General features: G+C 71.1%; 32 protein-coding genes. 17 read left to right on the forward strand and 15 right to left on the reverse strand.

Translation table 11 applies throughout. The annotated features are described in order from the left end of the window. The first annotated feature begins 37 nt into the window (after positions 1–37). On the forward strand, positions 38–1,090 hold the full coding sequence (locus SACCYDRAFT_RS07365; protein WP_005454991.1) for an NAD(P)H-dependent flavin oxidoreductase: 1,053 nt from the start codon (positions 38–40) through the stop codon (positions 1,088–1,090). Between the two features lie 100 nt (positions 1,091–1,190). On the opposite strand, the gene SACCYDRAFT_RS07370 is transcribed toward SACCYDRAFT_RS07365, so the two are convergent. Next, the gene (locus tag SACCYDRAFT_RS07370; protein WP_005454992.1) at positions 1,191–2,156 is read right to left on the reverse strand and encodes a zinc-binding dehydrogenase; all 966 of its coding nucleotides are present in this window, start codon (positions 2,154–2,156) and stop codon (positions 1,191–1,193) included. A 32-nt stretch (positions 2,157–2,188) separates the two neighbouring features. Here SACCYDRAFT_RS07370 and SACCYDRAFT_RS26795 point away from each other — a divergent pair, with 32 nt between their 5' ends. The 3 genes from SACCYDRAFT_RS26795 to SACCYDRAFT_RS07385 are packed head-to-tail and all read left to right on the forward strand — an operon-like array spanning position 2,189 to position 3,073. After that, positions 2,189–2,431 (forward strand): hypothetical protein, encoded by a 243-nt coding sequence (locus tag SACCYDRAFT_RS26795; protein WP_005454993.1) that lies wholly within the window; start codon positions 2,189–2,191, stop codon positions 2,429–2,431. Further along, positions 2,418–2,702 (forward strand): hypothetical protein, encoded by a 285-nt coding sequence (locus tag SACCYDRAFT_RS07380; RefSeq protein WP_005454999.1) that lies wholly within the window; start codon positions 2,418–2,420, stop codon positions 2,700–2,702. The genes SACCYDRAFT_RS26795 and SACCYDRAFT_RS07380 overlap by 14 nt, the downstream gene beginning before the upstream one ends. Then, positions 2,699–3,073 carry a barstar family protein gene (locus tag SACCYDRAFT_RS07385; protein ID WP_005455001.1) on the forward strand — a complete coding sequence of 125 codons (375 nt, stop codon included), beginning with the start codon at positions 2,699–2,701 and terminating at the stop codon, positions 3,071–3,073. Before SACCYDRAFT_RS07380 ends, SACCYDRAFT_RS07385 begins: the two co-directional genes overlap by 4 nt. Positions 3,074–3,124: 51 nt before the next feature. Here SACCYDRAFT_RS07385 and SACCYDRAFT_RS07390 read toward each other — a convergent pair whose 3' ends face one another. Continuing rightward, positions 3,125–3,901: an enoyl-CoA hydratase family protein gene (locus SACCYDRAFT_RS07390; RefSeq protein ID WP_005455003.1), complete on the reverse strand. Its 777-nt coding sequence runs from the start codon at positions 3,899–3,901 to the stop codon at positions 3,125–3,127. Positions 3,902–4,017: 116 nt separating this feature from the next. On the opposite strand from SACCYDRAFT_RS07390, the gene SACCYDRAFT_RS07395 reads away from it, so the two are divergent. Continuing rightward, positions 4,018–5,046 (forward strand): sodium:calcium antiporter, encoded by a 1,029-nt coding sequence (locus tag SACCYDRAFT_RS07395; protein WP_005455005.1) that lies wholly within the window; start codon positions 4,018–4,020, stop codon positions 5,044–5,046. 71 nt (positions 5,047–5,117) lie between these two features. Here SACCYDRAFT_RS07395 and SACCYDRAFT_RS07400 read toward each other — a convergent pair whose 3' ends face one another. The 6 genes from SACCYDRAFT_RS07400 to SACCYDRAFT_RS07420 all read right to left on the reverse strand — a co-directional run bounded on the left by SACCYDRAFT_RS07400 (position 5,118) and on the right by SACCYDRAFT_RS07420 (position 10,700). Next, positions 5,118–5,876, reverse strand: a complete 759-nt coding sequence (locus tag SACCYDRAFT_RS07400; protein WP_005455007.1) for a sirohydrochlorin chelatase — start codon at positions 5,874–5,876, stop codon at positions 5,118–5,120. A gap of 4 nt (positions 5,877–5,880) precedes the next feature. Further along, on the reverse strand, positions 5,881–7,161 hold the full coding sequence (locus tag SACCYDRAFT_RS07405) for a sulfate adenylyltransferase subunit 1 (protein ID WP_005455009.1): 1,281 nt from the start codon (positions 7,159–7,161) through the stop codon (positions 5,881–5,883). Further along, positions 7,162–8,082 (reverse strand): sulfate adenylyltransferase subunit CysD, encoded by a 921-nt coding sequence (gene cysD / locus SACCYDRAFT_RS07410; protein WP_005455011.1) that lies wholly within the window; start codon positions 8,080–8,082, stop codon positions 7,162–7,164. 67 nt (positions 8,083–8,149) lie between these two features. Then, the gene (locus SACCYDRAFT_RS07415; RefSeq protein ID WP_005455013.1) at positions 8,150–8,854 is read right to left on the reverse strand and encodes a phosphoadenylyl-sulfate reductase; all 705 of its coding nucleotides are present in this window, start codon (positions 8,852–8,854) and stop codon (positions 8,150–8,152) included. Next, complete coding sequence (locus SACCYDRAFT_RS26800; RefSeq protein ID WP_005455014.1) at positions 8,851–9,021, reverse strand: hypothetical protein; 171 nt, start codon at positions 9,019–9,021, stop codon at positions 8,851–8,853. The genes SACCYDRAFT_RS07415 and SACCYDRAFT_RS26800 overlap by 4 nt, the downstream gene beginning before the upstream one ends. Further along, entirely contained in the window at positions 9,018–10,700 is a 1,683-nt protein-coding gene (locus SACCYDRAFT_RS07420; protein ID WP_005455015.1) for a nitrite/sulfite reductase, read from the reverse strand. Before SACCYDRAFT_RS07420 ends, SACCYDRAFT_RS26800 begins: the two co-directional genes overlap by 4 nt. A 385-nt stretch (positions 10,701–11,085) precedes the next feature. On the opposite strand from SACCYDRAFT_RS07420, the gene hemW reads away from it, so the two are divergent. Further along, the gene (hemW, locus tag SACCYDRAFT_RS07425) at positions 11,086–12,282 is read left to right on the forward strand and encodes a radical SAM family heme chaperone HemW (protein ID WP_005455016.1); all 1,197 of its coding nucleotides are present in this window, start codon (positions 11,086–11,088) and stop codon (positions 12,280–12,282) included. Positions 12,283–12,356: 74 nt separating this feature from the next. On the opposite strand, the gene SACCYDRAFT_RS07430 is transcribed toward hemW, so the two are convergent. Beyond that, positions 12,357–13,532 (reverse strand): saccharopine dehydrogenase family protein, encoded by a 1,176-nt coding sequence (locus tag SACCYDRAFT_RS07430; RefSeq protein ID WP_005455017.1) that lies wholly within the window; start codon positions 13,530–13,532, stop codon positions 12,357–12,359. A 147-nt stretch (positions 13,533–13,679) separates the two neighbouring features. On the opposite strand from SACCYDRAFT_RS07430, the gene SACCYDRAFT_RS07435 reads away from it, so the two are divergent. The 3 genes from SACCYDRAFT_RS07435 (at position 13,680) to SACCYDRAFT_RS07445 (ending at position 15,258) form a co-directional block, all read left to right on the forward strand. Beyond that, positions 13,680–13,862, forward strand: coding sequence for a hypothetical protein (locus SACCYDRAFT_RS07435; protein WP_005455018.1), 183 nt, complete (start codon positions 13,680–13,682; stop codon positions 13,860–13,862). A 75-nt stretch (positions 13,863–13,937) separates the two neighbouring features. Beyond that, the gene (locus SACCYDRAFT_RS07440; RefSeq protein ID WP_005444655.1) at positions 13,938–14,234 is read left to right on the forward strand and encodes a WhiB family transcriptional regulator; all 297 of its coding nucleotides are present in this window, start codon (positions 13,938–13,940) and stop codon (positions 14,232–14,234) included. A 40-nt stretch (positions 14,235–14,274) separates the two neighbouring features. Continuing rightward, complete coding sequence (locus SACCYDRAFT_RS07445) at positions 14,275–15,258, forward strand: TIGR03557 family F420-dependent LLM class oxidoreductase (RefSeq protein ID WP_005455019.1); 984 nt, start codon at positions 14,275–14,277, stop codon at positions 15,256–15,258. Between the two features lie 23 nt (positions 15,259–15,281). Here the strand turns inward: SACCYDRAFT_RS07445 and shbA are convergent, their stop codons facing one another. From shbA to SACCYDRAFT_RS07465, 4 genes are all read right to left on the reverse strand, one after another. Continuing rightward, entirely contained in the window at positions 15,282–15,893 is a 612-nt protein-coding gene (gene shbA / locus SACCYDRAFT_RS07450) for an RNA polymerase sigma factor ShbA (protein ID WP_005455020.1), read from the reverse strand. A 200-nt stretch (positions 15,894–16,093) separates the two neighbouring features. Next, entirely contained in the window at positions 16,094–16,402 is a 309-nt protein-coding gene (locus SACCYDRAFT_RS07455; protein WP_005455022.1) for a DUF202 domain-containing protein, read from the reverse strand. Then, positions 16,399–16,743: a YidH family protein gene (locus tag SACCYDRAFT_RS07460; RefSeq protein ID WP_005455024.1), complete on the reverse strand. Its 345-nt coding sequence runs from the start codon at positions 16,741–16,743 to the stop codon at positions 16,399–16,401. Before SACCYDRAFT_RS07460 ends, SACCYDRAFT_RS07455 begins: the two co-directional genes overlap by 4 nt. 52 nt (positions 16,744–16,795) lie before the next feature. After that, a complete protein-coding gene (locus tag SACCYDRAFT_RS07465; RefSeq protein WP_043536261.1) occupies positions 16,796–17,218 on the reverse strand; it encodes an STAS domain-containing protein in 423 nt (140 codons plus the stop codon). Positions 17,219–17,462: 244 nt separating this feature from the next. Between SACCYDRAFT_RS07465 and SACCYDRAFT_RS07470 the strand changes: the two genes are divergently transcribed. The 5 genes from SACCYDRAFT_RS07470 (at position 17,463) to SACCYDRAFT_RS07490 (ending at position 20,743) form a co-directional block, all read left to right on the forward strand. Then, positions 17,463–17,930, forward strand: a complete 468-nt coding sequence (locus tag SACCYDRAFT_RS07470; RefSeq protein WP_005455032.1) for a hypothetical protein — start codon at positions 17,463–17,465, stop codon at positions 17,928–17,930. Then, entirely contained in the window at positions 17,927–18,385 is a 459-nt protein-coding gene (locus SACCYDRAFT_RS07475) for a hypothetical protein (protein WP_005455038.1), read from the forward strand. The genes SACCYDRAFT_RS07470 and SACCYDRAFT_RS07475 overlap by 4 nt, the downstream gene beginning before the upstream one ends. 33 nt (positions 18,386–18,418) lie before the next feature. Next, a complete protein-coding gene (locus SACCYDRAFT_RS07480; protein ID WP_005455039.1) occupies positions 18,419–19,054 on the forward strand; it encodes a UdgX family uracil-DNA binding protein in 636 nt (211 codons plus the stop codon). 106 nt (positions 19,055–19,160) lie between these two features. Continuing rightward, on the forward strand, positions 19,161–19,454 hold the full coding sequence (locus SACCYDRAFT_RS07485) for a hypothetical protein (RefSeq protein WP_005455040.1): 294 nt from the start codon (positions 19,161–19,163) through the stop codon (positions 19,452–19,454). A gap of 104 nt (positions 19,455–19,558) precedes the next feature. Beyond that, entirely contained in the window at positions 19,559–20,743 is a 1,185-nt protein-coding gene (locus SACCYDRAFT_RS07490; protein ID WP_005455041.1) for a zinc-dependent alcohol dehydrogenase, read from the forward strand. Here the strand turns inward: SACCYDRAFT_RS07490 and SACCYDRAFT_RS07495 are convergent. Then, on the reverse strand, positions 20,721–21,845 hold the full coding sequence (locus tag SACCYDRAFT_RS07495; protein WP_005455043.1) for a glycerate kinase: 1,125 nt from the start codon (positions 21,843–21,845) through the stop codon (positions 20,721–20,723). The two genes, SACCYDRAFT_RS07490 and SACCYDRAFT_RS07495, sit on opposite strands and share 23 nt — an antisense overlap. 2 nt (positions 21,846–21,847) lie before the next feature. After that, the gene (locus tag SACCYDRAFT_RS07500) at positions 21,848–22,813 is read right to left on the reverse strand and encodes a 2-hydroxyacid dehydrogenase (RefSeq protein ID WP_005455045.1); all 966 of its coding nucleotides are present in this window, start codon (positions 22,811–22,813) and stop codon (positions 21,848–21,850) included. A 133-nt stretch (positions 22,814–22,946) separates the two neighbouring features. Here SACCYDRAFT_RS07500 and SACCYDRAFT_RS07505 point away from each other — a divergent pair, with 133 nt between their 5' ends. The 3 genes from SACCYDRAFT_RS07505 to SACCYDRAFT_RS07515 are packed head-to-tail and all read left to right on the forward strand — an operon-like array spanning position 22,947 to position 25,732. Continuing rightward, positions 22,947–23,765, forward strand: coding sequence for a CoA transferase subunit A (locus SACCYDRAFT_RS07505; protein WP_005455047.1), 819 nt, complete (start codon positions 22,947–22,949; stop codon positions 23,763–23,765). Between the two features lie 41 nt (positions 23,766–23,806). Beyond that, complete coding sequence (locus SACCYDRAFT_RS07510) at positions 23,807–24,535, forward strand: CoA-transferase subunit beta (RefSeq protein ID WP_052309178.1); 729 nt, start codon at positions 23,807–23,809, stop codon at positions 24,533–24,535. Positions 24,536–24,556: 21 nt separating this feature from the next. Next, complete coding sequence (locus tag SACCYDRAFT_RS07515; protein ID WP_005455051.1) at positions 24,557–25,732, forward strand: thiolase family protein; 1,176 nt, start codon at positions 24,557–24,559, stop codon at positions 25,730–25,732. Positions 25,733–25,741 lie beyond the last annotated feature (9 nt).

The raw sequence follows: 25,741 nt of genomic DNA on the forward strand, positions 1-25,741 counted from the left end.
GTCACACCGTCGGTGGGGCTCTTCGTACGCTGGTGCCATGTTCGACAGCCTGCGCGTGCCCGTGATCGCCGCGCCTATGGCCGGTGGCCCCTCCACGCCTGAGCTCGTCGCCGCGGTGGGACGAGCCGGAGCCTTCGGATACCTGGCGGGCGGGTACCTCACCGCCGCGAGCCTGGCCGAGCAGATCACCACTGTCCGGCGCCTGTCGGACGCCGCGTTCGGGGTGAACCTGTTCGTGCCGGGAATCCGCTCTACTGTGGACCTGAGCGCGTACGTCGAGCGGGTGGGTCACGAGGCGCGACGGTACGGAACCGAGGCGGGTGAACCGCGCTGGGACGACGACGGCTACTCGGCGAAGCTCGACCTGCTCGTCGAGGCTCGGGTGCCCGTGGTCTCGTTCACGTTCGGGCTGCCTTCGGGTTCGGACGTCGACCGGTTGCACGAGGTGGGCACCACCGTGGTCGTCACGGTGACGTCGCCGGAGGAGGCCCGCCAGGCGTCGGAGCTCGGTGTCGACGCGCTGTGCGTGCAGGGCTTCGAGGCGGGCGGGCATCGCAGTGTGTTCACCGACGACCCGGACGACCCCAGCGGCGGGCCGCTGTACGGGCTGCTGGCGGGGTTGCGCCTGTGCTCGGCGGTCACCGACCTGCCGCTGGTGGCCGCGGGTGGGCTCGTGCGGGGCGCCGACGTGGCGGCCGTGGTGACCGCCGGAGCCGTGGCCGCGCAACTGGGGACCGCCTTCCTACGCGCTGACGAGGCGGGGACGAACCCCACCCAGCGAGAGGCGCTCGTCGCCGGTGGCCGTCCCACCGCGGTGACACGGGCGTTCAGCGGCCGTCCGGCCAGGGGGTTGGTCAACCGCTTCCTGCGGGAGCACTCCGACCACGCGCCTGCCGCCTACCCGCAGTTGCACCGGCTCACCAAACCCGTGAGGGCCGCGTCCGGGCAGGCGGGCGACCCGGAGGCCATGTCCCTGTGGGCGGGCCAGACCTACACCCTGGCCGACGGCGGCCCCGCGGAGCGGATCGTCGACCGGCTGTGGGACGAGGCGCGGGAGGCACTGCGGCGTTCCTCACGCCGCTTCGCGTAGTGGTGTCGAGGGAAGGCCGCGACGCGGGCGGCGAGTTCGCCGCCCGCGCGGGCGCGTCGGTGTGGCGGTCCAGGTCATCCCACGACCGGACGGCCGGGAGTCACCTCGTGAAGACGATCTTGCCCGAGGTGCGGCCCTCCAACATGTCGGCGAACCCGGTGGCGGCCTCGGTCATCGGCAGTTCGGCCCCGATCCGCGGCCGGATACCGGCGAGGTCGACGTAGGAGAGCAGGTCGGCGAGCTCCTCGCGGGTGCCCATGGTGGAGCCCGTCACCCGCAGTTGGAGGAAGAACACGCGCTGCAGGTCCGCGCTGGGGTCCGGGCCGCTGGTCGAGCCCGACACCACCACGATCCCGCCGGGTTTCAGCGACTTCAGCGAGTGAGCCCACGTGGCCTTGCCCACGGTCTCGAACACGGCGTCCACCCGCTCCGGCAGGCGGGCGCCCGGTTCGAACGAGGCGTGGGCGCCGAGCTGTTCGGCCAGCGCCCGCTTCTCCTCGGTCCTGCCGGTCACCCACACGCGGAAGCCCGCGGCACGCCCGAGCTGGACGAGCGCGGTGGCGACACCGCCGGACGCGCCCTGCACCAGCATCGTCTGGCCGGGACGCAGCCCCGACTTCACGAACAACATGCGGTAGGCGGTCAGCCACGCCGTGCCCATCGTGGCGGCTTCCGAGAACGACAGTCCGGCGGGCTTGGGCAGCACGTTGCGGGCGGGCACCACCACGCTGTCGGCGAAGGTGCCCTGGTGCTTCTCCGTCAGCAGCGTGCGCTTCGGGTCCAGGGTGTCGTCGCCCCGCCACTCGGGAGCGTTGACGACGGAGTGCAGCACCACCTCGGTGCCGTCGTCGAGCACACCGGCCCCGTCGCAACCGAGGATCATCGGGAACTGGTCCGGCTTGATTCCGACCCCTCGCAGGGTCCAGATGTCGTGCATGTTCAGGCTGGCAGCACGCACCGACACCCGCACCCAGCCCTCGGGTACCTCGGGGTCGGGCCGGTCGCCCACGACGAGCGAGGCCAGCGGATCGTCGGCGTTGGGTTCCTTGGCGTAGACGGCGAACATGGCGCCAACCTACCTGGCGTACGCTCGGTGACGTGTTCGACGGAGTGGCCCGCTGGTGGGACGGCTTCGAGCTGTGGCTCGCGCAGCAGTGGTTCCCCATTCAATTCGTGCTGGTGATCGCCGTCCTACTTCCGCTGTGCGCCGTAGCGGCGTGGGTGGTTCACCGCGGAGTGGACGGCGTGGCCGACAGGCTCGCCGCACTGCGCCGAGCCGGGGCCCCAGCCGACGACACGGAGCGTGGTGAGGGGCGCGGGAGGTCCGATGCTGTCTCGTAGGCGCATCCGCATCGCGCTCGTGGCGCTGATCGTGCTGGCGATCGTGGGGTGGTTCGCACAACAGGCTTTCGGGGTTGGAAATCCGGGCCCCCATGGGGGTAGCCTGCCGGGCGCGGAACCGGTTTCCGGGGGCGTGTCGACGTGCGACGTCCTCGCGGTGCCGCAACGGGACGATTCGAGCTTCGGAACCAGGGAGACGTTGGTGGTTCACACATCAGCCGGTATCCGCGGGGCGGACGCTCCGCAACGCGTCACGGTGGAAACGCAGTGACGACCGTCAGGCCCAAGCTGGACTCGAAGACGCTCGCCGACCAGGCGCGCGCCCGTGGCGCGTACCCGCACGTGGTGGACACGGCGGCGTACCCGGACCGCGGCGGCACGCTGGACGCCATCGCGTCGGCGTTGTCGCTGCCGGAGCACTTCGGCCGCAACCTCGACACGATGTACGACGGGCTGACCGACCTGTCGTGGCTTCCGCCGGGCGAGCACGTGCTGATCTGGCGGGCCGCCGACGTGCTCAAGCGCGCCGACCCCCGGTCGTATCTCGCGGTGCACGGCGTGCTCTCCGACGCCCAGCGTGCGCTCACCCCGCGTCAGGGACGGCGGGACGGGCGCAGCCTCACCGTGGTGCTCGCCGACTGAGCGGCCCGGGTCCACGGCGTCGCACGGCGGCGCGGACCCGGGCGAGCGGTGTCAGGGGCGCTCCGGTACCCAGTTCGGTTCGCGCTTCTCGCCGAACGCGGTGATGCCCTCCTGGCCTTCCTCGCTGGCGAAGAACCGCGCGGACAGCGCCTGCATCCTCTCGAACGTCTCGGGCATCGTGCGGGCCGTCTCGCCCTGCAGGAGCTCCTTCGTGGCCGCGAGGGCGGCGGGCCCGCCCAGCAGGAGCGAGTCGACGTAACGGTCGACCGCGGCGTCGAGTTCGTCGGCGGGCACGGCGGCGTTGAGCAGTCCGATCTCGGCGGCACGCCTGGCGTCGAACGTCTCGCCCGTGAGGAACAGTTCGTGGGCGGCCCTGGCGTCGAGGCGGGGGAGCACGGTCACCGAGATCACGGCGGGGACGACACCGATGCGGACCTCGGTGAACGCGAACGTGGCGGTCTCGGCCGCGACGGCGATGTCCGTGGCGGCGACCAGGCCGACCCCACCGGCGCGCGCCGGACCGGCGAGCTTGGCCACGACCGGCTTCGGGCACGTCCACAGCCGCTGAAGCAGGGCGGGGAACTCGTTGACGCCCTGCTGTCCCGCACCCGCGCCCCTGGCTTCCTTCAGGTCCATACCCGCGCAGAAAACGGGGCCGGTGTGGTCGAGCACGATCACGCGCACCGACTCGTCGTCGATGGCCCGCTCCAGACCCGAGGCGAGTTCCGATCGCAGTTGCGCGGACAGCGCGTTGCGGTTGTGCGGGGAGTCCAGGGTGATCGTGGCGACTCCCGCGGCAGTGGTGTAGTGCACCAGTTCGTCAGCCATGGTCCACACCTTGGCACATCACCCGCCCCCATCGTGTCCGCAGCCTGTGTACGCGTGTCCGCACTTCCCGCACTTGCCGCACTGCACCGCTGGACGCGCTGAACCAGACTGCAGCCATGTTCTCAGCACAGTGGCCGGTCTGGCTCGCCGTGGTGGGGTTCGTGCTCGCCGGGGCGGTCACCGTGGTGTGCAGCGTCAGGATCGTCAGCCTCGGCGACACCCTGGCTGACCGCAGTGGCAAGGGGGAGGCGTTCTTCGGGGCGGTGTTCTTCGGGCTCGTGACGTCCCTGTCCGGCATCGTGATGACCGCCGTCAGCGCGGCGGACGGCGCACCACAACTGGCCTACAGCAACGCCGTCGGCGGTATCGCGGTGCAGACGCTGGCGATCGTGGCCGCTGACGTCGCGTACCGCAGGGTGAACCTGGAACACGCCGCCGCGTCCGAGCAGAACCTCCTCTTCGGCTGCCTGTTGATCGTGCTGCTCAGTACCGCGCTGTTGGGGGCCTTCAGCCCCGATGTGACCGTGCTCGGCGTGCATCCCGTGTCACCGATCATGGTGGCTTTCTACCTCGGTGGGTTGAAGCTGGTCCAAGGGCGCTCGCGGCCGATGTGGCTGGCGGTGTCCACGCGGGAGACGCGCATCGATCGCCCCGACGAGTACGATCCGTTCGGCAGGCGGTCCACCGCCTCGCTCGTGGGGGAGTTCGTGGTCATCGCGGCTGTGGTGGTGGTCGGTGGCTGGGCGGTCGCGCGGGCCGCCGAGAGTCTCGTGGCCGCCACCGGCTTGAACGCGGGTTTCGTGGGAGCGGTGTTGATGGGCTTCGTGAACGCTTTACCCGAGACCGTGACAGCCGTCACTGCCGTGCGGCGAGGGGCGTTGACCCTCGCCGTGGCGGCCATCATCGGAGGTAACAGCCTCGACGCGTTGAACCTTGTGGTCGGTGATGTCGCCTTCCGCGCGGGCTCCCTCTACCACGCGGCCGGACCGGACCAGTTGTTCCTCACCACGGCCGCGCTGCTCATGACCGCGGTGCTGTTGGGCGGGCTGTTGCTGCGGCAGCCCCGTGGTTGGTGGCGGTTGGGCTTCGACGGGGTACTGCTGGCGGCGATCTACGCGGGTGCTGTCGTCACGTTGCTCTTCTGACCCCACGTGCGGGTCGACCGCTCCCGCGTACGGGAAGTGCGGACACGCGTGCGCAGGCTGCGGACACGGTGTCAGGCCGAGCGGCGCGCCGCCCGCGGCGCCGCGAGGGCGTCGGCGTAGCGGCGCAGCACGACGTCGGCCACTCGGACGTCGGCGCCGAGCGGGGCGGCGATCAGCACATCCCGGTCGACCTGCTCCGCCAGCCGGGCCACACGGTCAGGCAGCAGGCCCGGCGCGAGGAACCACGACGCGACGGCGAACCGCCGCGCACCGCGGGCACGCAGCGCGACCAGCGCCGACGGCACGTCGGGCTGGGTCGCGCTCGCGAACGCCGGAGCCACCGGACAGCCGTGCCGTCCCTGCCATTCCCGCGCGAGGCCTTCGACGACCGCGTTCGCCGGGGCGTGCGACGACCCCACGGCCGCGAGCACGAGGCCCAGCCCGGGGTCGTCCAGGTCCGCGCCCGCCTCGATGAGGCGGTCCAGCGCCACCGCCCGCAGGGCCGGGTCGGCGCCGAGGACGTCGGCCACCGTGACGCGCAGGTGGGGTAACCGGGTGGTCACGTCGGCGACGATCGCGGGCAGGTCGACGCGGGCGTGGTAGGCGCTGCCCAGCAGCAGGGGCACCGCGACGACGTGCCGGTGCCCGTCACCGTGCAGGCGGGCGAGCACGTCGCCCGTCCACGGTCGCGACAGGTCGAGGAACGACTCCCGGACGTCCAGTTCCGGGGCCCTCCCGCGCAACACACCGACGAGGTCGCGCACGGTGGCCGCGGAGCGTGGGTCACGGCTGCCGTGCGCCACCACCAGCAGCGCGGGACGTCGGCTCACCGGTTCACGCGCCTGTGTTCAGCGCGGCGAAGCGCTCTCCGACGAGTCCCGCGGCCAGTGTGTCGCCGCTGGCCGGGTCGATCACCAGGAACGCGCCCGTCCGGGGGCTGTCGGCGTAGTCGTCCACGGGGATCGGTTCGGACGACCGCAGTGTCACGGCCCCGATCTCGTTGAGCTCCAGCGACTCGGGGGCGGGCACGGTCGACAGCGTCTGCTCGTCGAACCGCGAAGTGAGTTCCTGCACCAGCGCCTGCACGGTGCGGGTGCCGTGCTTGACGAGCACCCTGGCCCCCGGCTTCAACGCCTTGGCCGACAACCAGCACAGCGTGGCGCCGAACTCGTCGGTCACGGTCGGTGGCGCCGAGGCCGACGCGATCAGGTCGCCGCGCGCGATGTCGATGTCGTCGGAGAGCAGCACCGTCACGGACGTGCCCGCACCGGCCTCGTCGAGCGGGCCGCCCGGGGTGTCGATGCGCTCGACGGTGCTGCGCAGCCCCGCGGGCAGCACCACGACCTCGTCACCGGGCCGCACGGTGCCCGCCGCGATCTGTCCGGCGTACCCACGGTAGTCGGGGTGCTCCGCGGTGCGCGGCCGGATCACGTACTGCACCGGGAAGCGGAACGCGGCCTCGTGCGGGTCCGGCGCCACCGGCACGGTCTCCAGGTGCTCCAGCAGCGTGGGGCCCTGGTACCACGGCGTGTTCTCCGAACGGGTGGCCACGTTGTCGCCGTGCAACGCCGACACCGGGACGGCCAGTACGGAGCCCTCGGCGTACCCGAGCGAGGTGGCGTGCGCGGTGAACTCCTTGGCGATGACGGAGAACGCCGAGGAGTCGTAGCCGATCAGATCGACCTTGTTCACGGCAAGTACCAGGCGCGGAACGCCGAGCAGGGCGAGCACGGCCGCGTGTCGCCTGGTCTGTTCCACCACACCCTTGCGCGCGTCCACGAGCAGCACGGCGAGCTGCGCCGTCGAGGCGCCCGTGACGGTGTTGCGCGTGTACTGCACGTGTCCCGGCGTGTCCGCGAGCACGAAACTGCGCTTCGGGGTCGCGAAGTACCGGTAAGCCACGTCGATCGTGATGCCCTGCTCGCGCTCGGACCGCAGCCCGTCGACCAGCAGGGACAGGTCGGGCGTGGAGAGGCCCTTGTCGACGCTCGCGCGCTGCACGGCGTCGAGTTGGTCGGCGAGCACCGACTTCGTGTCGTAGAGCAGGCGCCCGACGAGTGTGGACTTTCCGTCGTCCACGCTTCCGGCGGTGGCCAGCCTCAGCAGACTCGACATCTAGAAGTACCCCTCCCGCTTGCGGTCCTCCATGGCGGCTTCCGACAGCCGGTCGTCGGCCCTGGTGGCGCCGCGCTCGGTGAGCCGGCTGGCCTGGACCTCGGCGATGACCTCGTCGACGGTGGCGGCCGTGGACTCCACGGCACCGGTGCACGAGCCGTCCCCGACGGTGCGGTACCGCACCATCAGCTCCTTGACCTCCTCACCCTCGCGAGGCCCGCCCCACGGCCCCTCGGTGAGCCACATGCCGTCGCGGCGGAACACCTGGCGCTTGTGGGCGTAGTAGATCGAGGGAAGCTCGACGTTCTCCCGCTTGATGTAGTTCCACACGTCGGCCTCGGTCCAGTTGGACAACGGGAAGACGCGCACGTGCTCGCCGGGGCGGTGCCTGCCGTTGTACAGGTTCCACAGCTCCGGCCGCTGGCGGCGAGGATCCCATTGGCCGAACGCGTTGCGGAGGCTGAAGATGCGTTCCTTGGCGCGGGCGCGTTCCTCGTCGCGCCTGCCGCCGCCGAACACGGCGTCGAAGCGGTGTTCGGCGATGGTGTCGAGCAACGGCTGGGTCTGCAGCGGGTTACGCGTGCCGTCGGGGCGTTCCGCCAGCCGGCCGTCGTCGATCCAGTCCTGCACCTTCGCGACCACGAGCCGCAGGCCGTACTTGTCCACCACGTGGTCGCGGAAGGCGATGACCTCGTCGAAGTTGTGCCCGGTGTCCACGTGCAGCAGCGGGAACGGCACCGGCGCCGGCCAGAACGCCTTGATCGCGAGGTGTAGCAGCAGAGTGGAGTCCTTGCCGCCGGAGAACAGGATCACCGGGCGGTCGAACTCGCCTGCGACCTCGCGGAAGACGTGCACCGCCTCCGATTCGAGGGCGGCGAGGTTGTCCCGCGCCACGTCGGTCGCGGACTGCGCAGTCGTCATGGATTCCCTTCCCTTGGCATCGGGTCCCTCGGCGTCGAAAGGGACCCTTCCCTCGGAGTCGTGAGCGTCAGGCGTGCAGGCCGCACTCGGTCTTCGACGTGCCGGCCCAGCGCCCGCTGCGGGGATCGGCACCGGGGGCCACCTTCGTGGTGCAGGGGGCGCAACCGATCGACGGGTAGCCCTCGCCGACGAGGGGGTTCTGCAGTATGCCGCCTCGCTGGATGTAGTCGTCGAACTCGGCGTCCGTCCAGGCGGCGATGGGGTTGACCTTGACGAGCCCGTTGCGCTCGTCCCACATGACGACGGGCGTGTTCGCCCGCGTCGGCGCGTCCACGCGGCGCACGCCGGTGATCCAGCACGAGTACGACGCGAGGGTCCGCTGGAGCGGGACCACCTTGCGCAGGTGGCAGCACCGGTTCGGGTCGCGGTCGTGGAGTTTCGGCCCGTACTCGGCGTCCTGTTCGGCCACGGTCTGGTCGGGCAGCGCGTTGACGATGCGCACGTCCGGGTAGACGGTGGCGACGGCGTCGCGCGTCCCGATGGTCTCGGCGAAGTGGTAGCCGGTGTCGAGGAAGAGGACGTCGATGTCGGGCTTGACCTTCGTCGCGAGGTCGATGAGCACGGCGTCCTGCATGTTGGACGCGACGATGAGGTCGTCGCCGAACTGCTCCACCGCCCACCGCAGCGCCTCGTCGGCGGTCGCCTCCGCCAACCTCTCGGACGCCTCGGCCGCCAGCGTTTTGAGCTCGTCCCGCGAAGCCGCTGCGGTCATCGACTTACCTCCGCTATCCGCAAACCGACGAATTGCACCGCGAAGACCCGCCTGCAGGCGCCGCACAGCCAGGCCGTGCCGTCCTCCGGGCGAAGATCCTCATCGCCACAGTACGGACAGTGGAAAGGCGTGGCGCGGGTGGGCGGGGTGGACACGGACTCGCTCATGTCAGGTCCGCTTCCTCGGCCCGGGCCACCCACTGCGCGAACCGTTCACCGTCCTCGCGCTGGGCGAGGTAGTTGCGTACGACACGTTCCACGTAGTCCGTCAGCTCGGCGGCGGTGACCTTGTGCCTGCGCAGTTTACGGCCGAATCCCGCGTCGAGGCCGAGGCCGCCGCCGAGGTGCACCTGGAAGCCCTCGACCTGTCTGCCCTCGGCGTCGGTGACGATCTGTCCCTTGAGTCCGATGTCGGCGACCTGGATGCGGGCACACGAGTTGGGGCAGCCGTTGAGGTGCACGCTCACCGGGTGCTCGACACCGGACTGGACGTCGGCCAGCCGCTGTTCGAGTTCGGTCACGAGTCGCTGCGCGCGGGCCTTGGTCTCGACGATCGCGAGCTTGCAGAACTCGATACCGGTGCAGGCCATGACACCGCGCCGCCACGGCGAGGGGTCGGTGTCGAGACCGGCCTCGGCGAGTGCGGTGCGCAGGCCGTCGACCTCCGAGGCCGGCACGTCGAGCACGATCAGCTTCTGCTGCGGCGTGAGCCGCACGCGGGTGGAGCCGGCGCGTTCGGCCGCCTTGGCCGCGGCGATGAGCATCGATCCGGAGGCACGTCCGGCGACGGGGGCCGCACCGACGTAGTAGAGCCCGTCCTTCTGCCGGTGCACGCCGACGTGGTCGACCGGGTGGGCGGGTACCTCGGGGGCGGGGCCGTCGGGCAGGGGTCGCCCGAGGTACTCCCGCTCCAGCACCTCGCGGAACTTCTCGGCCCCCCAGTCCTTCACGAGGAACTTGAGCCGCGCGCGGGAGCGGAGCCTGCGGTAGCCGTAGTCCCGGAACACGCCGACCACGCCCGCCCACACGTCGGGAACCTCCTCCAGCGACACCCACGCACCGAGGCGCACGCCGAGCATGGGGTTCGTGGACAGGCCGCCGCCCACCCACAGGTCGAAGCCGGGCCCGTGGTCGGGGTGGTCGACACCGACGAACGCGACGTCGTGGATCTCGTGGGCGACGTCGGGCAGGCCGGAGACGGCGGTCTTGAACTTGCGCGGAAGGTTGGCGAACTCGGGAGCCCCGATGTAGCGGCGGCGGATCTCGTCGATCGCCGGTGTGGCGTCGAGCACCTCGCCGGCGGCGATGCCAGCCACGGGGGAGCCGAGGATCACCCGGGGACTGTCGCCGCACGCCTCGGTGGTGGACAGGCCCACGGACTCCAGCTTCGCCCAGATGGCGGGCACGTCCTCGATGCGAACCCAGTGGTACTGGACGTTCTGCCGGTCGGTGATGTCGGCCGTGTCGCGGGCGTAGGTCTGGGCCAGCTCGCCGATGAGCGCGAGCTGGTCGGTGGTCAGCGCGCCGCCGTCGATGCGCACGCGCAGCATGAAGTAGCGGTCCTCGAGCTCCTCCGGCTCCAGCGTCGCCGTCCGGCCGCCGTCGATGCCCGGTCTGCGCTGGGTGTAGAGGCCGTACCAGCGGAAACGCCCCCGCAGGTCGCCGGGGTCGATGGAGTCGAATCCCCGGTGGGCGTAGACGTTCTCGATCCGCTCCCTGACGTTGAGCGGCGGATCATCCTTTTTGGATTGTTCGTTGGCGTTGAGGGGTTCCCGGTAACCGAGTGCCCACTGGCCCTCACCGCGTGGGCGTCGGGTGCGGGTGGCACTGCCTGCGTGTGGGGCCATGTCCTGGTCCTCCGAGAGCTGGGTGTCGGATCCTGGTCGGGATGGGGCGGCGAGTCGGTGAAGGCGGCGACCGGCGCGGCGGCGCTATGGGTGCCGGGTCCTCGGGAGTGGGCCGGGCCGCTGGGTTCGGGGTCGGTCAGCGGCGGCAGAGGCTGCTGTTCACCCGCAGGTAGTCGACGTGGCGTCGCACCACGAGGAACACACCTGCTGAAGTCACGGGCTCACCGTCGCACGCGCTCCGGACGGCGTCCAGGGCGGTTCGCATCGTGGGAACCGGCCCCTACGCACGGGTTCGCGGGATGGTGTGCCCACGGTCACTCCGGCGTGGGCGGACCGCCTCGACGTCGCCGTCCTCGGGTGATATGCCGGGTGCGACACTGGGCGCGTGGGTGAGTCGACAGTTCCCTTCGTTCTTCCCCCTGCCGCGGTGGAGGGGGTGGGCAGCAGACCGTTCGGCGTGTACGTGCACGTGCCGTTCTGTGCGACGCGCTGCGGCTACTGCGACTTCAACACCTACACGGCGGGGGAGTTGGGCACGGCCGCCTCGCCCGAGTCCTGGCTCGACGGCCTCCGCCGGGAGTTGGACCTCGCCGCGGAGCTGCTCGGCACGCCTCCGCCCGCCGACACCGTGTTCGTCGGGGGCGGTACTCCGTCCCTGCTCGGCGCGGACGGGTTGGGTCACGTGCTCGGCGCCGTGCGGAGTTCGTTCGGGCTCGCCCCGGACGCCGAGGTGACCACCGAGTCGAACCCCGAGTCCACGTCGCCGGAGTTCTTCGCCGGGTTGCGCGAGGCGGGGTACACGCGTGTGTCGCTGGGGATGCAGTCGACGGCCCGGCACGTGTTGAAGGTGCTCGACCGCGTGCACACGCCCGGACGTCCCACGCGTGCGGCCGCCGAAGCGCGTGAGGCGGGGTTCGAGCACGTGAACCTCGACCTCATCTACGGCACCCCCGGGGAACGGACCGCCGACCTGCGGGCCTCCGTCGAGGCGGTGCTCGACGCGGGCGTGGACCACGTGTCGGCCTACGCGTTGATCGTCGAGGAGGGCACGGCACTGGCCCGGCGAGTCCGCAGGGGAGAGCTGCCGCCGCCTGACGACGACGTGCTCGCCGACGACTACGAGCTGATCGACTCGATGCTCACGGCCGCGGGGATGCGGTGGTACGAGGTCTCCAACTGGGCGTCCTCGCCGAAGGCCAGGTGCAGGCACAACCTCGGCTACTGGCTCGGCGGCGACTGGTGGGGTGCGGGCCCCGGAGCGCACAGCCACGTCGGCGGGGTGCGCTGGTGGAACGTCAAGCATCCGGCGCGGTACTCGTCGGTGCTCGCGCGGGGTGAACTTCCCGTGGCCGGGCAGGAGCGGCTGACCGAGGACGACCGGCGCCTGGAGCGGGTGATGCTCGAACTGCGTCTCGCGGAGGGGCTGTCGCTGGACGCCCTCGGCGCCGACGGGGTGGAGCGGGCCCACCGCGCCGTGGCCGACGGGCTGCTGGACCGGGGCGCCGCCGCCGAGGGTAAGGCGGTGCTCACCGACCGGGGACGGTTGCTCGCCGACGCCGTGGTCCGCCGTCTCGTGGCGTAGTCGACCGCAGGCTACGAGCCCGTCCCTGAACCCCGGCCAGCCGCTCGCGACGGGGGAGGGGCCGAGGACAGGCCCTACGACCGCTGGACGACGCGGATCGTCATTCCCGCCCGGGAGAGGCGGTTGAGGAGGGCGTCGCCCATCGCCACCGCCGTCGTCACCTGGCCCGCTGTGGTGGGCAGCTCGTCGAACGCCAGGCACAACGCCGACTCGGCGAGCATCTTCGCGGTCTCGTCGTAGCCGGGGTCGCCACCGGCGAACTCGGTGACGACGCGCTCGCCGCCGCCCTCGCCGACGAAGCGGACGGAGAACCACGACCGCAGGCGGCGCTGCTCGCTCGGACCTTCACCGGGCTTGCGCAGGTTGCCGAGGGCGCTGCGCGCGGGCGGGATCTGGGCGAGTATCCCGAGCACGCCGAGTCCGAGCCCGGCCGCCGCGATGGTCGGGAGCCGCTTGACGGCGGCGTAGTGGCGGTAGGTGAAGTCCGGACCGTAGCGGTCGAGCGCGGCGGCGGACCGGCCGACGATCTGCGGGTCGAGAGTCGGCAGCGGCACCAGCCAGCGACCGGTCTCCCGGTCGCGGTACAGCGGGCCGGTGGGCAGGTGGATGCCACGGTCGTGCGGGCGTTTCTCCACCGCGCGGCGGCGACGTGCGGTCTGCGCCATCTGCCTCGACCGGGAGAACGCCGTGAGCGCGGAGGCGTAGGTGCCGCCCGAGAACGCCGCCTGCGCCCGCACCTGCCCTTCCACCGTCAACGGCACCGCCTTCGGCAGGTGCTGCACGGTGAAGTACACGCCGAGGTCGTAGGGCACGGAGTCGAAGCCGCAGGCGTGTACCAGCCGGGCTCCCGTCGCACGGGCGGTCTCGTGGTGTGCGAGGTACATGCGGTCGACGAACTCGGGTTCGCCGGTGAGGTCGACGTAGTCGGTGCCGCTGCGGGCACACGCCGCCACGAGCGCCTCACCGTAGTGCAGGTAAGGGCCCACGGTGGTGATCACCACGCGGGTGGACTCGGCCAGCCTGCGCAGTGACCCGGTATCGGTGACGTCGGCCTCGAGCAGGGAAAGCTCCGCGCATGCCGCGTTGATGCGGGCGAGGCGGTCGCGGAGCCGTTCGAGCTTGGCGGAGCTGCGTCCCGCGAGCGCCCAGCGGCAGCCTTCGGGAGCGTTGCGAGCCAGATACTCCGCGGTCAGGCCACCGGTGAATCCCGTTCCCCCGAAGAGGACGAGGTCGTACTCCCGCTCGGCCATGGTGTCCCTCCGTGGTCTCGCCGTGTTCTATGCGTAACACGCCACGGGTGCGTGCGGCACCGGAGGTGACGAGAGTCAATCCGGTCGGACGTGTCCGGCGGTGAGCGGATCGATTGAAAGGCCGGGCGGCGGGGTACCTGCTCGATCATGACCGAGAACCACGACCTCGCGCCCGAGGCGGATGTCACCGAGCAGCAGCTTCCTGCCGTCGACACGGCCGACCACCCGGTCGAGACGGGAGTGCCGATGGAGGCCGATCCCGCCGACGTCGCCGAACAGGCGGCCCCGGTGCCCCATGACGAGGACGACGAGTTCCATCCGGGTACCTGAGGTGTGAGCTTCTCGCAACCGGGGTAAACGGCCCCCACTGACGCGGTTCGTACAAGCACGGAGGTGACACCACCGATGGCCGACACGTCTCGCCTGCCCACTCCGGTCGCCGAGGTCTGGGAGTGGCAGCGACACGGCAATTGCCGGAATCTCGACAGCTCCGTGTTCTTCCATCCTGACGGAGAACGCGGCTTCGCGCGCGCCGACCGGGTCGCGAGGGCCAAGGAGATCTGCCGCACGTGTCCTGTGATCGTGCAGTGCAGGCACCACGCGCTGACGGTGCAGGAGCCGTTCGGGGTCTGGGGCGGGCTTGACGAGACCGAACGTCGCGAGGCGATCGCCCGGCGCAAGAAGCTCCAGCCGACGGCCTGACGCAAGAACCCTCGTTCGCCGTCGGAAGGAGACCGAAACGGTGCGGCTGGGCTACACGTTGCTCACCGAACAGGCTGGACCACGTGCTCTCGTGGGGCACGCGGTCCGCGCCGAAGAGGTGGGTTTCGACTTCGCGGCCATGAGCGACCACTACTCACCGTGGCTCGACTCGCAGGGACACGCCCCGTACGCCTGGAGTGTGCTCGGAGCGGTCGCGCAGGCCACCGAGCGCATGGAGCTCATGACCTACGTGACCGCCCCCATCATGCGGTACCACCCCGCGGTGGTGGCGCAGAAGGCCGCCACTGTGCAACTGCTGGCCGAGGGGCGTTTTCTCCTCGGTCTGGGTGCGGGGGAAAGCCTCAACGAGCACGTCGTGGGTCGGGGATGGCCACCGGTGAACGTGCGCCACGACATGCTGGCCGAGGCGTTGCAGATCATCAACGGGTTGTTCGACGGCGGGTACACCAACTTCGCCGGTGAGCACTACCGGGTCGACTCGGCGAAACTGTGGGACCTGCCGGAGGTGCGCCCACCCGTCGGTGTCGCGGTGTCGGGTGATCAGTCGGTACGGCGGTTCGCCCCGCTGGCCGACGCGTTGATCGCCGTGCAACCGGAGGCGCGGTTGTGCTCCCTGTGGGACGAGGTGCGTACCGCGGCGAACGCCGAGGCGTCCCGCAAGATCGGTCAGATTCCGGTGTGCTGGGACACCGACCCGGATGCCGCGGCGGCCCGCGCGCACGAGCAGTTCCGGTGGTTCGCGGGCGGTTGGAAGGTCAACGCCGAGCTCCCCGGAACGCAGGCGTTCGCGGCCGCCACGCAGTTCGTGACGCCCGCCGACGTCGCGGCCTCGATCCCGTGCGGCGCCGACGTCGAGCGAGTCGTCGACGCGGCCAAGCCGTTCTTCGACGCGGGTTTCACCGACCTGGCGCTCGTCCAGATCGGTGGTGACCATCAGGAGTCGTTCCTCGACGCGGCCGAACGGGAGCTGCTGCCCGCGCTGCGCGACGCGGCCCCGCACTGAGAGGTCTCCGGGAGGCCGTGGGCTCAGAGGGGTGCCGCCGCGGCCAGCGTGCGCAACCGGGACAGCGCCCGGTGCTGGGACGTACGCACGTTGGCTGGTGACAGGCCCAGCGCTTCCCCGGTTTCACGTGCGGAAAGGCCGACGACGACCCGGAGCACGAGTATGTCGCGCTGCCGGCTCGGCAACCGGCGCAGCAGCCGGCCCAACTCGCGACCGAGTTCGGCGTTGATCGACCTCGGCTCCGGATCGTCCCTGCCGTCGTCCGAACGTTCGGGGAGGTCGGGCGTGGGACGGCTGCGCTCACGTGCGAGGAGGCGGAACGCGTCGGCCACCTTGTTCGAGGCGATCGCCCTCACGACGAACAGGAACGATCCGCCGCGGTCGTGGTAGTGCGGCAGCGCCTGCAACACGGCGACGCAGATGTCCTGTGCGACATCGTCCGCGCAGATGTAGCCGAAGTCGCGCCTGCCCAGCCTGGCGCGACAGTACTGCGTCACGACCGGGGCGATCATGCGGGTCAATGTGTGAACGGCCAGGGCGTCGCCCTCGACGGCGTCGTGGACCACGGGGTCGATCTGCGCCGCGGTCAACGCGGGGTCGGGCAGGGGCGGACCACCGGAGGCAGCACTGTCCATTGTCGGCTCCACGGGCGAACGAGAGATCGCCGTCGGTCCGGCAGCGGCGGCGCGGATGCGAACGAGACATCCGGTCGCGACGGAAAAACCGGTGCGACGGCAACCGGTGTCGTGGTCGCGACCGTGCAGCACATGCTAGGCGCTGACATGGCGGCGAACCAGGGGATGCGCCGACCGATCCACAGAGCACGCGTCGCGCGTCACCACGGCAGTGCCGTCAACGTGAGCACGGTCGCGGTCGTCACGAGGAACGCCACGGCGGCGAGGGCAGTCCTCGGCGGCGCGGTCGGGGTGGCGCGGCGGAGATCACGGTCTCGCCTCGCGCCCGCGAGCGCGAGCACCACGGCGGCGAGGGCAGTACACGCGGCGGCGGCTGTCAGCGCACTCCAGCCCGTGTGCACGGTGTGGTACAGCAGCAGCAACGACACCGCACCGGCACCGAGTGCGCTGCGTTGCCAGGCCAGTCCCGTGCGCTCGGACGGCAACCCCCGCGCGGGGTCGTCGCTCATCCCGTCACCACGAGAACGGCCGCCACCACGGTGATGACGAGCACGACGGCCGAAACGACGGGTAGCAGCGGGCTCCGGGGCAGCGGTTCACCGCGGCGCATGGCGCGCTGGATGCGCCACCAGCGTGGGTAGGCGAGGGCGGCGAGCAGTGTGGCCAGGCCGATGCACAACGCTGCGAGCAGCGTGCGCATGGTCTCGGTGGCCAGACCGGGCACCAACTGGTGCACCGCTACGCCACCGGCGACAAGACCCAGTGACGTGCGGATCCACGCGAGGAAGGTGCGTTCGTTGGCGAGGGTGAACCGGTAGTCCGGGTCGGTTTCGTCGCGGTGGTCGGTCACGTCGTCACGGTGAGCGGAGCCACGTGCCGACACGCGGAACAGGGACCGGCGGTCACTCGCCGTCGGTGACGGCCTTCACGGCGTCGTCGACGCTCGAGTACACCGGCATCTGCGCCACGAGTCCCGTGGCCTCGAGGGGACGCAGGACCACGCGCTTGGTGGCCACGACCGCCCACGTGAGCTTGTCGTGCGCGGCCTTCTCCGCCAGCTCGGCCAACACGGACAGTCCGGCCGAGCCGAGGAAACCGACACCGTCGAAATCGAGCACGAGCCCACTCGCGGCGGTCGTGCTCTGCTCCACCCACTGCCGCAACTCGGGTGCCGACAGCAGGTCCACCTCGCCGGAGACGTGCGCCACCACCACGTCTCCCGACCGTCGTTCGGCGTCGATGCGCATGCCGTGGCTGTCCAGCGACCGCGGCTCTGCGGCGGGCGTCGACTGGGAGGTCAGGATGTTCGGGTCGGTGCTACGCACTGTTGTCCCTCCGTAGCGGTTCGGACAGGGCACACCGGCGGACATCGGATCCCTCGCGATGAACGCGTGGAGATGAAGTCCTGCCGTGGTTCGCGGCTGCCACGTGTCAACCGCTCTTCCTACCGTAGGAAGCCCGCCATGCGCGCCGCAACCTTTTCCCGGTTCTACTCACACGGACTTCGCACGGCGTTTGATGTGGACGTCGAGTGGGTACGCCGGGACTTCGCGAACAAGGAGGGTGCCCATGAGTGACGGCAGCGAACCAGTGACTCCTCCACAGGACACCGGGATGCCGGACAGTGTCGAGACCGATCCGGCCGCACTGAACAGCGCCGAGGACCTGGACGAGGACCGGATGCGGCTCGATCCGCTCGAGGAGGGCATGGATCCGCCGGAACACTGGAGCGAGGCCGATCGCTACGGCATGACCCCGTTCGAGCAGCGGCAGGGCGAACCTCTGGAAGAACGCGTGCGGCAGGAGCGACCCGACGTCCAGGCGGCCGACGTTCCGGAACGTCCCGTCGCCGCGACTCCCGCCGGCGAGCTGGACGAGACGGTGGACGACGTCACGGAGGACGTCGAACCCGTACCGCCGGACGAGGATCTCGTCCATCCCGACGCGAAGGGTGTCGGGCCGGCGCAGAACGCCAACCAGGCGGACGGCCCGGTGGCCGATGCCCGCACCCCCGAGGACCCGGAGGCCGGCCGATGAGCTCGGCGGGCGCGGACGTGCGCGGGCTCACCGAACAGCTCGTGGAGATCGCCCGGCGCGACGACGTGGAAGCGCTCGCCGGACTGCTCACGCGGGTCGTCGGCCCGCACGGTGACCGCCTGTTCGAGCCCGTGCTCGCGGAACTCGTCGCCTCGGTGGTGCGGGCGTTGCGGAGGAACGCGGACGACCGGGAACCCGGGGGGACCTACACCGCCGACCTGGTGGACGCGGCCGACAACGACGTCGACATCGACGAGGTCGACCCGGCCCTTCGCGCGGTGTTGCGTGCCGTGCTCGCCCAGCTCAACGACGAGACCGACGACGCGCGGTTCCAGCTCTCGCTGGTGAGCGCGGACCCGGATCCGCTCGCCCGGCTCGACGCGTTGTGGCACGCCCTGTTGTGGGTCAGTGTGCTCGACGACACGTCCGCCGGGCGTGCCACCGACCCGGACTGACAGCGACGAACGACCAGGGCGAGGGGGTCCCGCGTGGTCCGTTACGAGGGGGCGCAGAACTACCTGCCGCGGGAGAGGGACCTGACGGCGCTGCGCGAGGCGTCGGCGGTCTGCCGGGGCTGCGACCTCTACGCCGACGCGACGCGGACGGTGTTCGGTGAGGGACCGGAACGCGCCCGGATCGTCATGGTGGGGGAGGTGCCCGGCGATCGGGAGGACCGCGAGGGCGCGCCGTTCGTCGGTCCCGCGGGCGGGTTGCTCGACCGTGCGCTCGTGGAGGCGGGTATCGACCGGAACACCGTGTACGTGACCAACGCCGTCAAGCACTTCCGTTTCACCCGCGACGAGAAGAGCGGCAGGCGCATTCACAAGAAACCGTCGCGGTCGCAGATCGTGGCGTGCAAGCCGTGGTTGCTGGCCGAACTGGACACCGTCCGGCCCGAACTGGTGGTCGCACTGGGCGCCACGGCGGCACAGTCGCTGTTCGGCCCGGACTTCCGGGTCAGCTCCCGGCGTGGGGAGTTGCTGGAACTGCCGGGGGTGGCCGATCCACCGCTCGCCGTCGCGACCGTGCACCCGTCGGCCGTGCTCCGGGCCAGGGACTCCGACCGCGAACGCGCGTACGCCGGCCTCGTCGCCGACCTCGTCACGGCGGCGGAGGCACTGTGAGTGTCAGGGCCTTCCGCCCGCGGCGTCCGGCGCGCGGGCGGCGCACCGGGCCGGATGCCCTTACGGTGGGGGTGGCAGCCGTACGCGAACGAAGGGAAACACCGACATGCTCGCCATGACCGACGCTGCCGCCGAGGCGATCAGCGTTCTGACCGCACAGGACGGTCAGGATTCCGCGGGTCTGCGGTTCGCGCTGCGGGAGGAGACGGAGGAAGGCGCACAGCTTGCGCTGTCGATCGCCCAGGCACCCGAAGCGGGTGACCAGGTCCTCGGCACGGAAAGCGGCGCCAGGGTCTTCCTCGAACCCCAGGCGGCGACGTTCCTCGACGACAAGGTCCTCGACATCCAGCAGGACGAGGAAGGTCAACTCAACTTCGCCGTGATGCCGCAGGCGGGTTGATCCGTTTGGCCGTCGGTCATCGGTGGTACGCCGCCTTTCGACGACACCGGAAGAAGGCGACCACCGATGACCCGCCAGGCCGGCGGGCGAGGGAGAGAGGCGCCATGAAGGCCGTGACCTGGCAGGGAAAGCGCAACGTTCGGGTGGACGAGGTACCCGACCCCAGGATCGAGAAGCCCACCGACGCGGTGATCAGGGTGACGTCGACGGGCATCTGTGGTTCGGACCTGCATCTGTACGAGGTGCTCGGCGCCTTCATCGACCCCGGCGACATCCTCGGTCACGAGCCGATGGGCATCGTCGAGGAGGTCGGCAGCGAGGTGGAGAACCTCAAGCCGGGCGACCGGGTGGTCGTGCCCTTCAACATCTCCTGTGGACACTGCTACTACTGTGATCAGAAGCTGTACTCGCAGTGTGAGACGACGCAGGTCACCGAACACGGCAAGGGTGCGGCGCTGTTCGGCTACACCAAGCTCTACGGGCAGGTGCCCGGCGGGCAGGCCGAGCGGTTGCGGGTGCCGTTCGCGAACTTCGGGCCGATCAAGGTGCCGGAGGGGCCGCCCGACGACCGGTTTCTCTACCTGTCCGACGTGGTGCCCACCTCCTGGCAGGCCGTGGAGTACGCGAACGTCCCGCCCGGCGGATCGGTTTTGGTTCTGGGGCTCGGGCCGATCGGGCAGATGTGCGCGCGGATCGCCCTTCATCGCGGTGCGAGCAGGGTGATCGGGGTCGATCTCGTGGACGAGCGACTCGAACTGGCCCGTAGCCACGGCATCGACACGATCGACCTGCGCCAGTACAAGCACGTGGCCGACGCGGTCCGCGACCGCACCGACGGCCGGGGCGCGGACTCGGTGGTCGACGCGGTGGGCATGGAGGCCCACGGCGCTCCGGTGACGGGACTGGCCCAGCAGCTGGCGACGCTGTTGCCGGGGCCGCTGGCGGCCAAGGCCGTCGAGAAGGTGGGGATCGACCGGCTGGCTGCGCTCTACGTGGCCATCGACGCCGTTCGCCGCGGCGGCACGATCTCACTGTCCGGTGTGTACGGTGGCATGCTCGATCCGATGCCGATGATGACGTTGTTCGACAAGCAGGTCCAGCTCCGCATGGGACAGGCGAACGTGCATGCCTGGATCGACGACGTCATGCCTTTGATCACCGGTGACGGCGACCCGCTCGGCGTCGAGGACCTCGCCACCCACCACCTTCCGCTGTCGGAGGCACCGGAGGCCTACGACATGTTCCAGAAGAAGCGCGACGGCGCCGTCAAGATCGTGCTCCAGCCCTGAACTCCCGGACGACGGCCGCCGTCGCGCCGCGTAGGAGTTCCGCCGCGCGCCGCAGGGCGTCCTCGACCGACTCGGCCTCGTCCACGAGGGCACGCCATGCCGTGATGCCCGCACCGGCGAGTTCGTTCGGAGCCAGCGCGATCCGGCCCGCGACGGCGGCCACCGGCACCCCCGCCCGGCGCGCGAGGTCGGCGACCCCGGCCGGGGCCTTTCCGGCGAGGCTCTGGGCGTCCAGAGAGCCCTCGCCGGTGATGACCAGGTCGGCTCCCCGGACGGCCTCGTCGACGCCGATGACGGTGGAGACCAGCTCGAAGCCCGACTCGACCTCGGCGCCCAGCGCGATGGCGGATCCGGCGACGCCGCCGCCCGCCCCCGCGCCGGGGGTGTCGGCCACGTCGGAGGCGCCCGCCTGGGTGAGCGCGTGCGACCAGACGCGCAGGCCGGCTTCGAGCTGTCGCACCTCCTGAACCCCCGCGCCCTTCTGAGGGCCGAACACCGCCGCCGCGCCGTGGGGGCCCAGGAGAGGATTGGTGACGTCGGTCGCCACCCTGAGTTCGACGCCGTCGAGGAGCCGCCGTACCGCGGTGAGGTCCACGGTCGCCACCGAGGCCAGCGCGCCCCCGCCCGGCTCCACGGGGTTGCCGCGCGCGTCGTGGACGACTCCGCCGAGTGCGCGCAGCATGCCGGCGCCGCCGTCGGTGCTCGCCGTGCCGCCCACCGTCAGCACCACGCCGTGGGCGCCGTGCTCGACCGCGTGCCGCACGAGTTCGCCGACGCCGCGGGTGTGGGCGCGCAGTGCCGTTCTGGGGGTGGGCTCGACGTACTCGATCCCGCAGGCGCGGGCCGACTCCACGTAGGCCCAGCCGTCGAGCACCACGTAGTGCGCGGCGACCGGCGCCGACAGTGGTCCGGGGACCTCGACGTCGACCCTGCGCCCGCCCGCGGCGAGCAGGACGTCGAGGGTTCCCTCACCGCCGTCGGCGACGGGGCAACGGTCGACGCGCGCGTCGACGACGTCGCGGACCCCGGCCGCCATGGCCTCGGCCGCCTCGACGGCGGTGAGGCTGCCCTTGAACTTGTCTGGAGCGACGACCACGCGCACGGCTAGCTCCTCACCGGGGTCGGCGGTTCCTCACCGCGCAGCACGGCGATGGCGTTGCGCGCGGCGAGCACGGCCATCGCCGTGCGGGTCTCCGTGGTGGCCGACCCCAGGTGCGGTGCGAGGGCCACGTTGTCCAGCTCCAGGAGCGTGGGATGGACCTCGGGTTCCTTCTCGAACACGTCGAGCGCCGCGCCCGCGATCGCGCCCCGCTTGAGCGCGTCGGCGAGGGCGGCCTCGTCCACCACGGGGCCGCGGGTGGTGTTGACCAAAAACGCCGTGGGTTTCATCGTGGCGAGCGCGTCGGCGTCGATCAGGTGCCGGGTCTGCGGGGTGAGCGGGCAGTGCAGTGAGACCACGTCGGAGGTACGCAGCAACTCGTCCAGCGTGACGTACCGGGCGTCGAGTTCCCTCTCGACGCCCGGGTCGGCGCGCCTGCGTCCGGTGTAGACGATGTCCATGCCGAAGGCCAGCGCCCGCCGGGCCATGGCCCTGCCGATCTGGCCGAGTCCGACGATGCCGAGTGTCTTGCCCTGCAGCCCGGTTCCGAGCATGAACCTCGGGTGGAACATCCACGGCGTGCGTGCCCGTAGCAGCCGTTCGGCCTCGCCGAGCCTGCGGGTCACCGACAGCAGCAGGCCGAAAGCGAGGTCGGCGGTCGCGTCCGTGAGGACGCCGGGGGTGTTGGTGACGACGACGTCGCGGGCGTGGAGCGCGGGAACGTCGATGTTGTCGTATCCGACGGCGACCGTGGAGACCACCTTCAACTGTGGGCCCGCCGCGTCGGCGAAGGCTCCGTCCACCTGGTCGTGCAGCGCGCTCACGACCGCGTCGGCACCCGCGACGGCGGCGTGCAGCTCCTCCGTGGGCAGCGCGCGGTCGGGTTCGGGAACCCACACCTCTCCCGTCTCGCGCAGCAGTTCCAACGCGGGCTCGGCGATCTTCCTGGTCACCACGATCCGGGGTCTCACGTCGCGGTCGTCCTCTCGCTGCTACTCGTCGGCCACAGGGTCCGGGTGCACCTTAACGGGCTCGCCCGGTCTTGACGACGCTGCTATGTTCACATTGAGAACAGTTGTGCGTAATGCGAACGAGGGTGATGACGTGGCGGAGATCGTTTCTCTGGCCGACGCCGTGGCCGAGCTGGTTCGGGACGGTGACACGGTGGCGCTGGAAGGGTTCACCCATCTCATCCCGCACGCCGCAGGCCACGAGATCATTCGGCAGGGACGGCGTGACCTGGAACTGGTGCGGATGACGCCCGACATCGTGTACGACCAGCTCATCGGCGCCGGGTGCGCGCGCAAGCTGGTCTTCTCGTGGGGTGGCAACCCGGGGGTCGGCTCGCTGCACCGCTTCCGCGACGCCGTGCAGAACGGGTGGCCGGTGCCGCTGGAGATCGAGGAGCACAGCCACGCCGGGATGGCCAACCGCTACGTCGCCGGTGCCTCCGGCCTGCCGTTCGCGGTACTGCGTGGCTACGCGGGCACCGATCTGCCGGACCACACCGGCACGATCGCCGAGATCACGTGCCCGTTCACCGGGGAGCGGCTCGCCGCCGTGCCCGCGCTCAACCCCGACGTCTCGATCATCCACGCACAGCGGGCCGACCGGAGGGGGAACGTCCAGCTGTGGGGGCTGGCCGGCGTGCAGAAGGAAGCCGTGCTCGCCGCCCGGCGCAGCCTGGTCACCGTGGAGGAGGTCGTCGACGAACTCGAACCGGTGCCCGACCAGGTCATGCTGCCGTCCTGGGTCGTCACCCGCGTCGCCGAGGTCCCCCGCGGCGCGCACCCTTCGTACGCGCAGGGCTACTACGAGCGGGACAACGACTACTACCGTCGGTGGGACGCCGTCAGCCGGGATCGCGAGGCGTTCCAGGAGTGGGTGCGGGAAACGAGGTCCGGTGCGGAGGTGAAGGCGTGAACTCCTCGAAACAGGCGGCTTCCGGGTACACCGCCGACGAGATGATGTCGATCGCGGCGGCCAGGGCGCTCACCGGCGACACCCGCTGTTTCGTCGGCATCGGACTGCCCTCCACGGCGGCCAACGTCGCGCGGCGGACCCACGCGCCCGACCTCGTGCTGATCTACGAGTCCGGGGCGCTCGGGGCCAAGCCCGGCCGGCTGCCCGCCTCCATCGGTGACGGCATCCTCGCCGAGACCGCCGACGCGGTGGTCAGCGTGCCGGAGGTGTTCAACTACTGGCTCCAGCCGGGCCGCATCGACGTCGGCTTCCTCGGCGCGGCGCAGCTCGACCGCTTCGGAAACATCAACACCACCGTGATCGGCGACGACTACGCGGCCCCCAAGGTACGGTTGCCGGGCGCGGGCGGCGCACCGGAGATCGCGGGCTCGTGCGGTGAGGTCTTCGTGGTGGTGCGCCAGAGCAGGCGCACCTTCGTCGACCGGGTCGACTTCGTCACCTCGGTCGGGCACGGCCGCGGTCCGGGGGATCGGGAGAAGCTGGGGCTCCGCGGTGCCGGACCGACGCTCGTGATCACCGACCTCGGTGTTCTGCGGCCCGACCCGGAGACCCGCGAACTCGTGCTGACCCAGGTGCATCCCGGCGTGGACGTCGAACGGGTACGGGAGGCGACGGGCTGGGACCTTCGGGTCTCGCCCGAGTTGTCGACGACGGAACCGCCGACGGACCGGGAGCTGACCGTGCTGCGCGAGTTGCAGGCGGCATCGTGACCAGGACGCAGGAGGCACACCATGACTGACGTGTTCGTACTCGACGCGGTTCGGACGCCGTTCGGGCGGTACGGCGGCGCGCTGTCCGGCGTGCGCCCCGACGACCTCGCCGCGCACGTGCTGCGGGCGCTGGGCGAACGCCAGGACCTCGACCCGGAACTCGTCGACGAGGTCGTGCTCGGTGACGCGAACGGCGCCGGGGAGGACAACCGCAACGTCGCCCGCATGGCCACCCTGCTCGCGGGCTGGCCCACGAGCGTGCCCGGCAGCACGGTGAACCGCCTGTGCGGTTCCGGCCTCGACGCCGCGATCCAGGCGAGCAGGCAGATCGCGGTCGGGGAGGCGTCGGTGGCGGTCGCGGGCGGTGTGGAGTCGATGAGCCGCGCGCCGTGGGTGCTGCCCAAGCCCGGGAAGGCGTTCCCGAACGGCAACGAGACGCTGTACTCCACCGCCCTGGGCTGGCGCATGGTCAACCCGCGGATGCCCGGGAAGTGGACGGTCTCGCTCGGGGAGAGCACCGAACTGCTCGCGCAGCGGTACGGCATCGGTCGCGAGCAGCAGGACGAGTTCGCGCTGCGCAGTCACCGCGCCGCCGCGAAGGCGTGGGAAGAGGGCTTCTACGACGACCACGTCGTGCCGGTGGAGGGCACGGAGCTGCGCCGCGACGAGGGCGTCCGGCCCGACACGTCGCCCGAGAAACTCGCGAAGCTCAAGGCGGTGTTCCGCGCCGACGGCACGGTGACGGCGGGCAACGCCTCGCCGCTGTCCGACGGTGCCTCGGCGGTGTTGCTCGCCGACCGTGCCGGAGCCGACCGGATCGGCGCGACCCCGCTGGCCAGGATCGCGGGACGCGGGGCGGCCGGCGTCGACCCCGACGTGTTCGGAATCGGGCCTGTGAGGGCGGCCGAGCTCGCGCTCAAGCGCGCGGGCATCGGCTGGGGCGACCTCACCGCGGTGGAGCTGAACGAGGCGTTCGCCGCGCAGTCGCTCGCGTGCCTGGCCGACTGGCCCGACCTCGACCCCGGCATCGTGAACGTCCACGGTGGCGCGATCGCGATCGGACACCCGCTCGGCGCGTCGGGCGGACGTATCCTCGGCACGCTGGCGCACCAGCTGCGCAGGAAGGGCGGCGGCTGGGGCCTGGCCGCCATCTGTATCGGCGTCGGTCAGGGGCTCGCCGTGGTGCTGGAGGCGTGAACGGCACGC

This window comes from Saccharomonospora cyanea NA-134 (assembly GCF_000244975.1).
GTDB classification, from domain to species: domain Bacteria; phylum Actinomycetota; class Actinomycetes; order Mycobacteriales; family Pseudonocardiaceae; genus Saccharomonospora; species Saccharomonospora cyanea.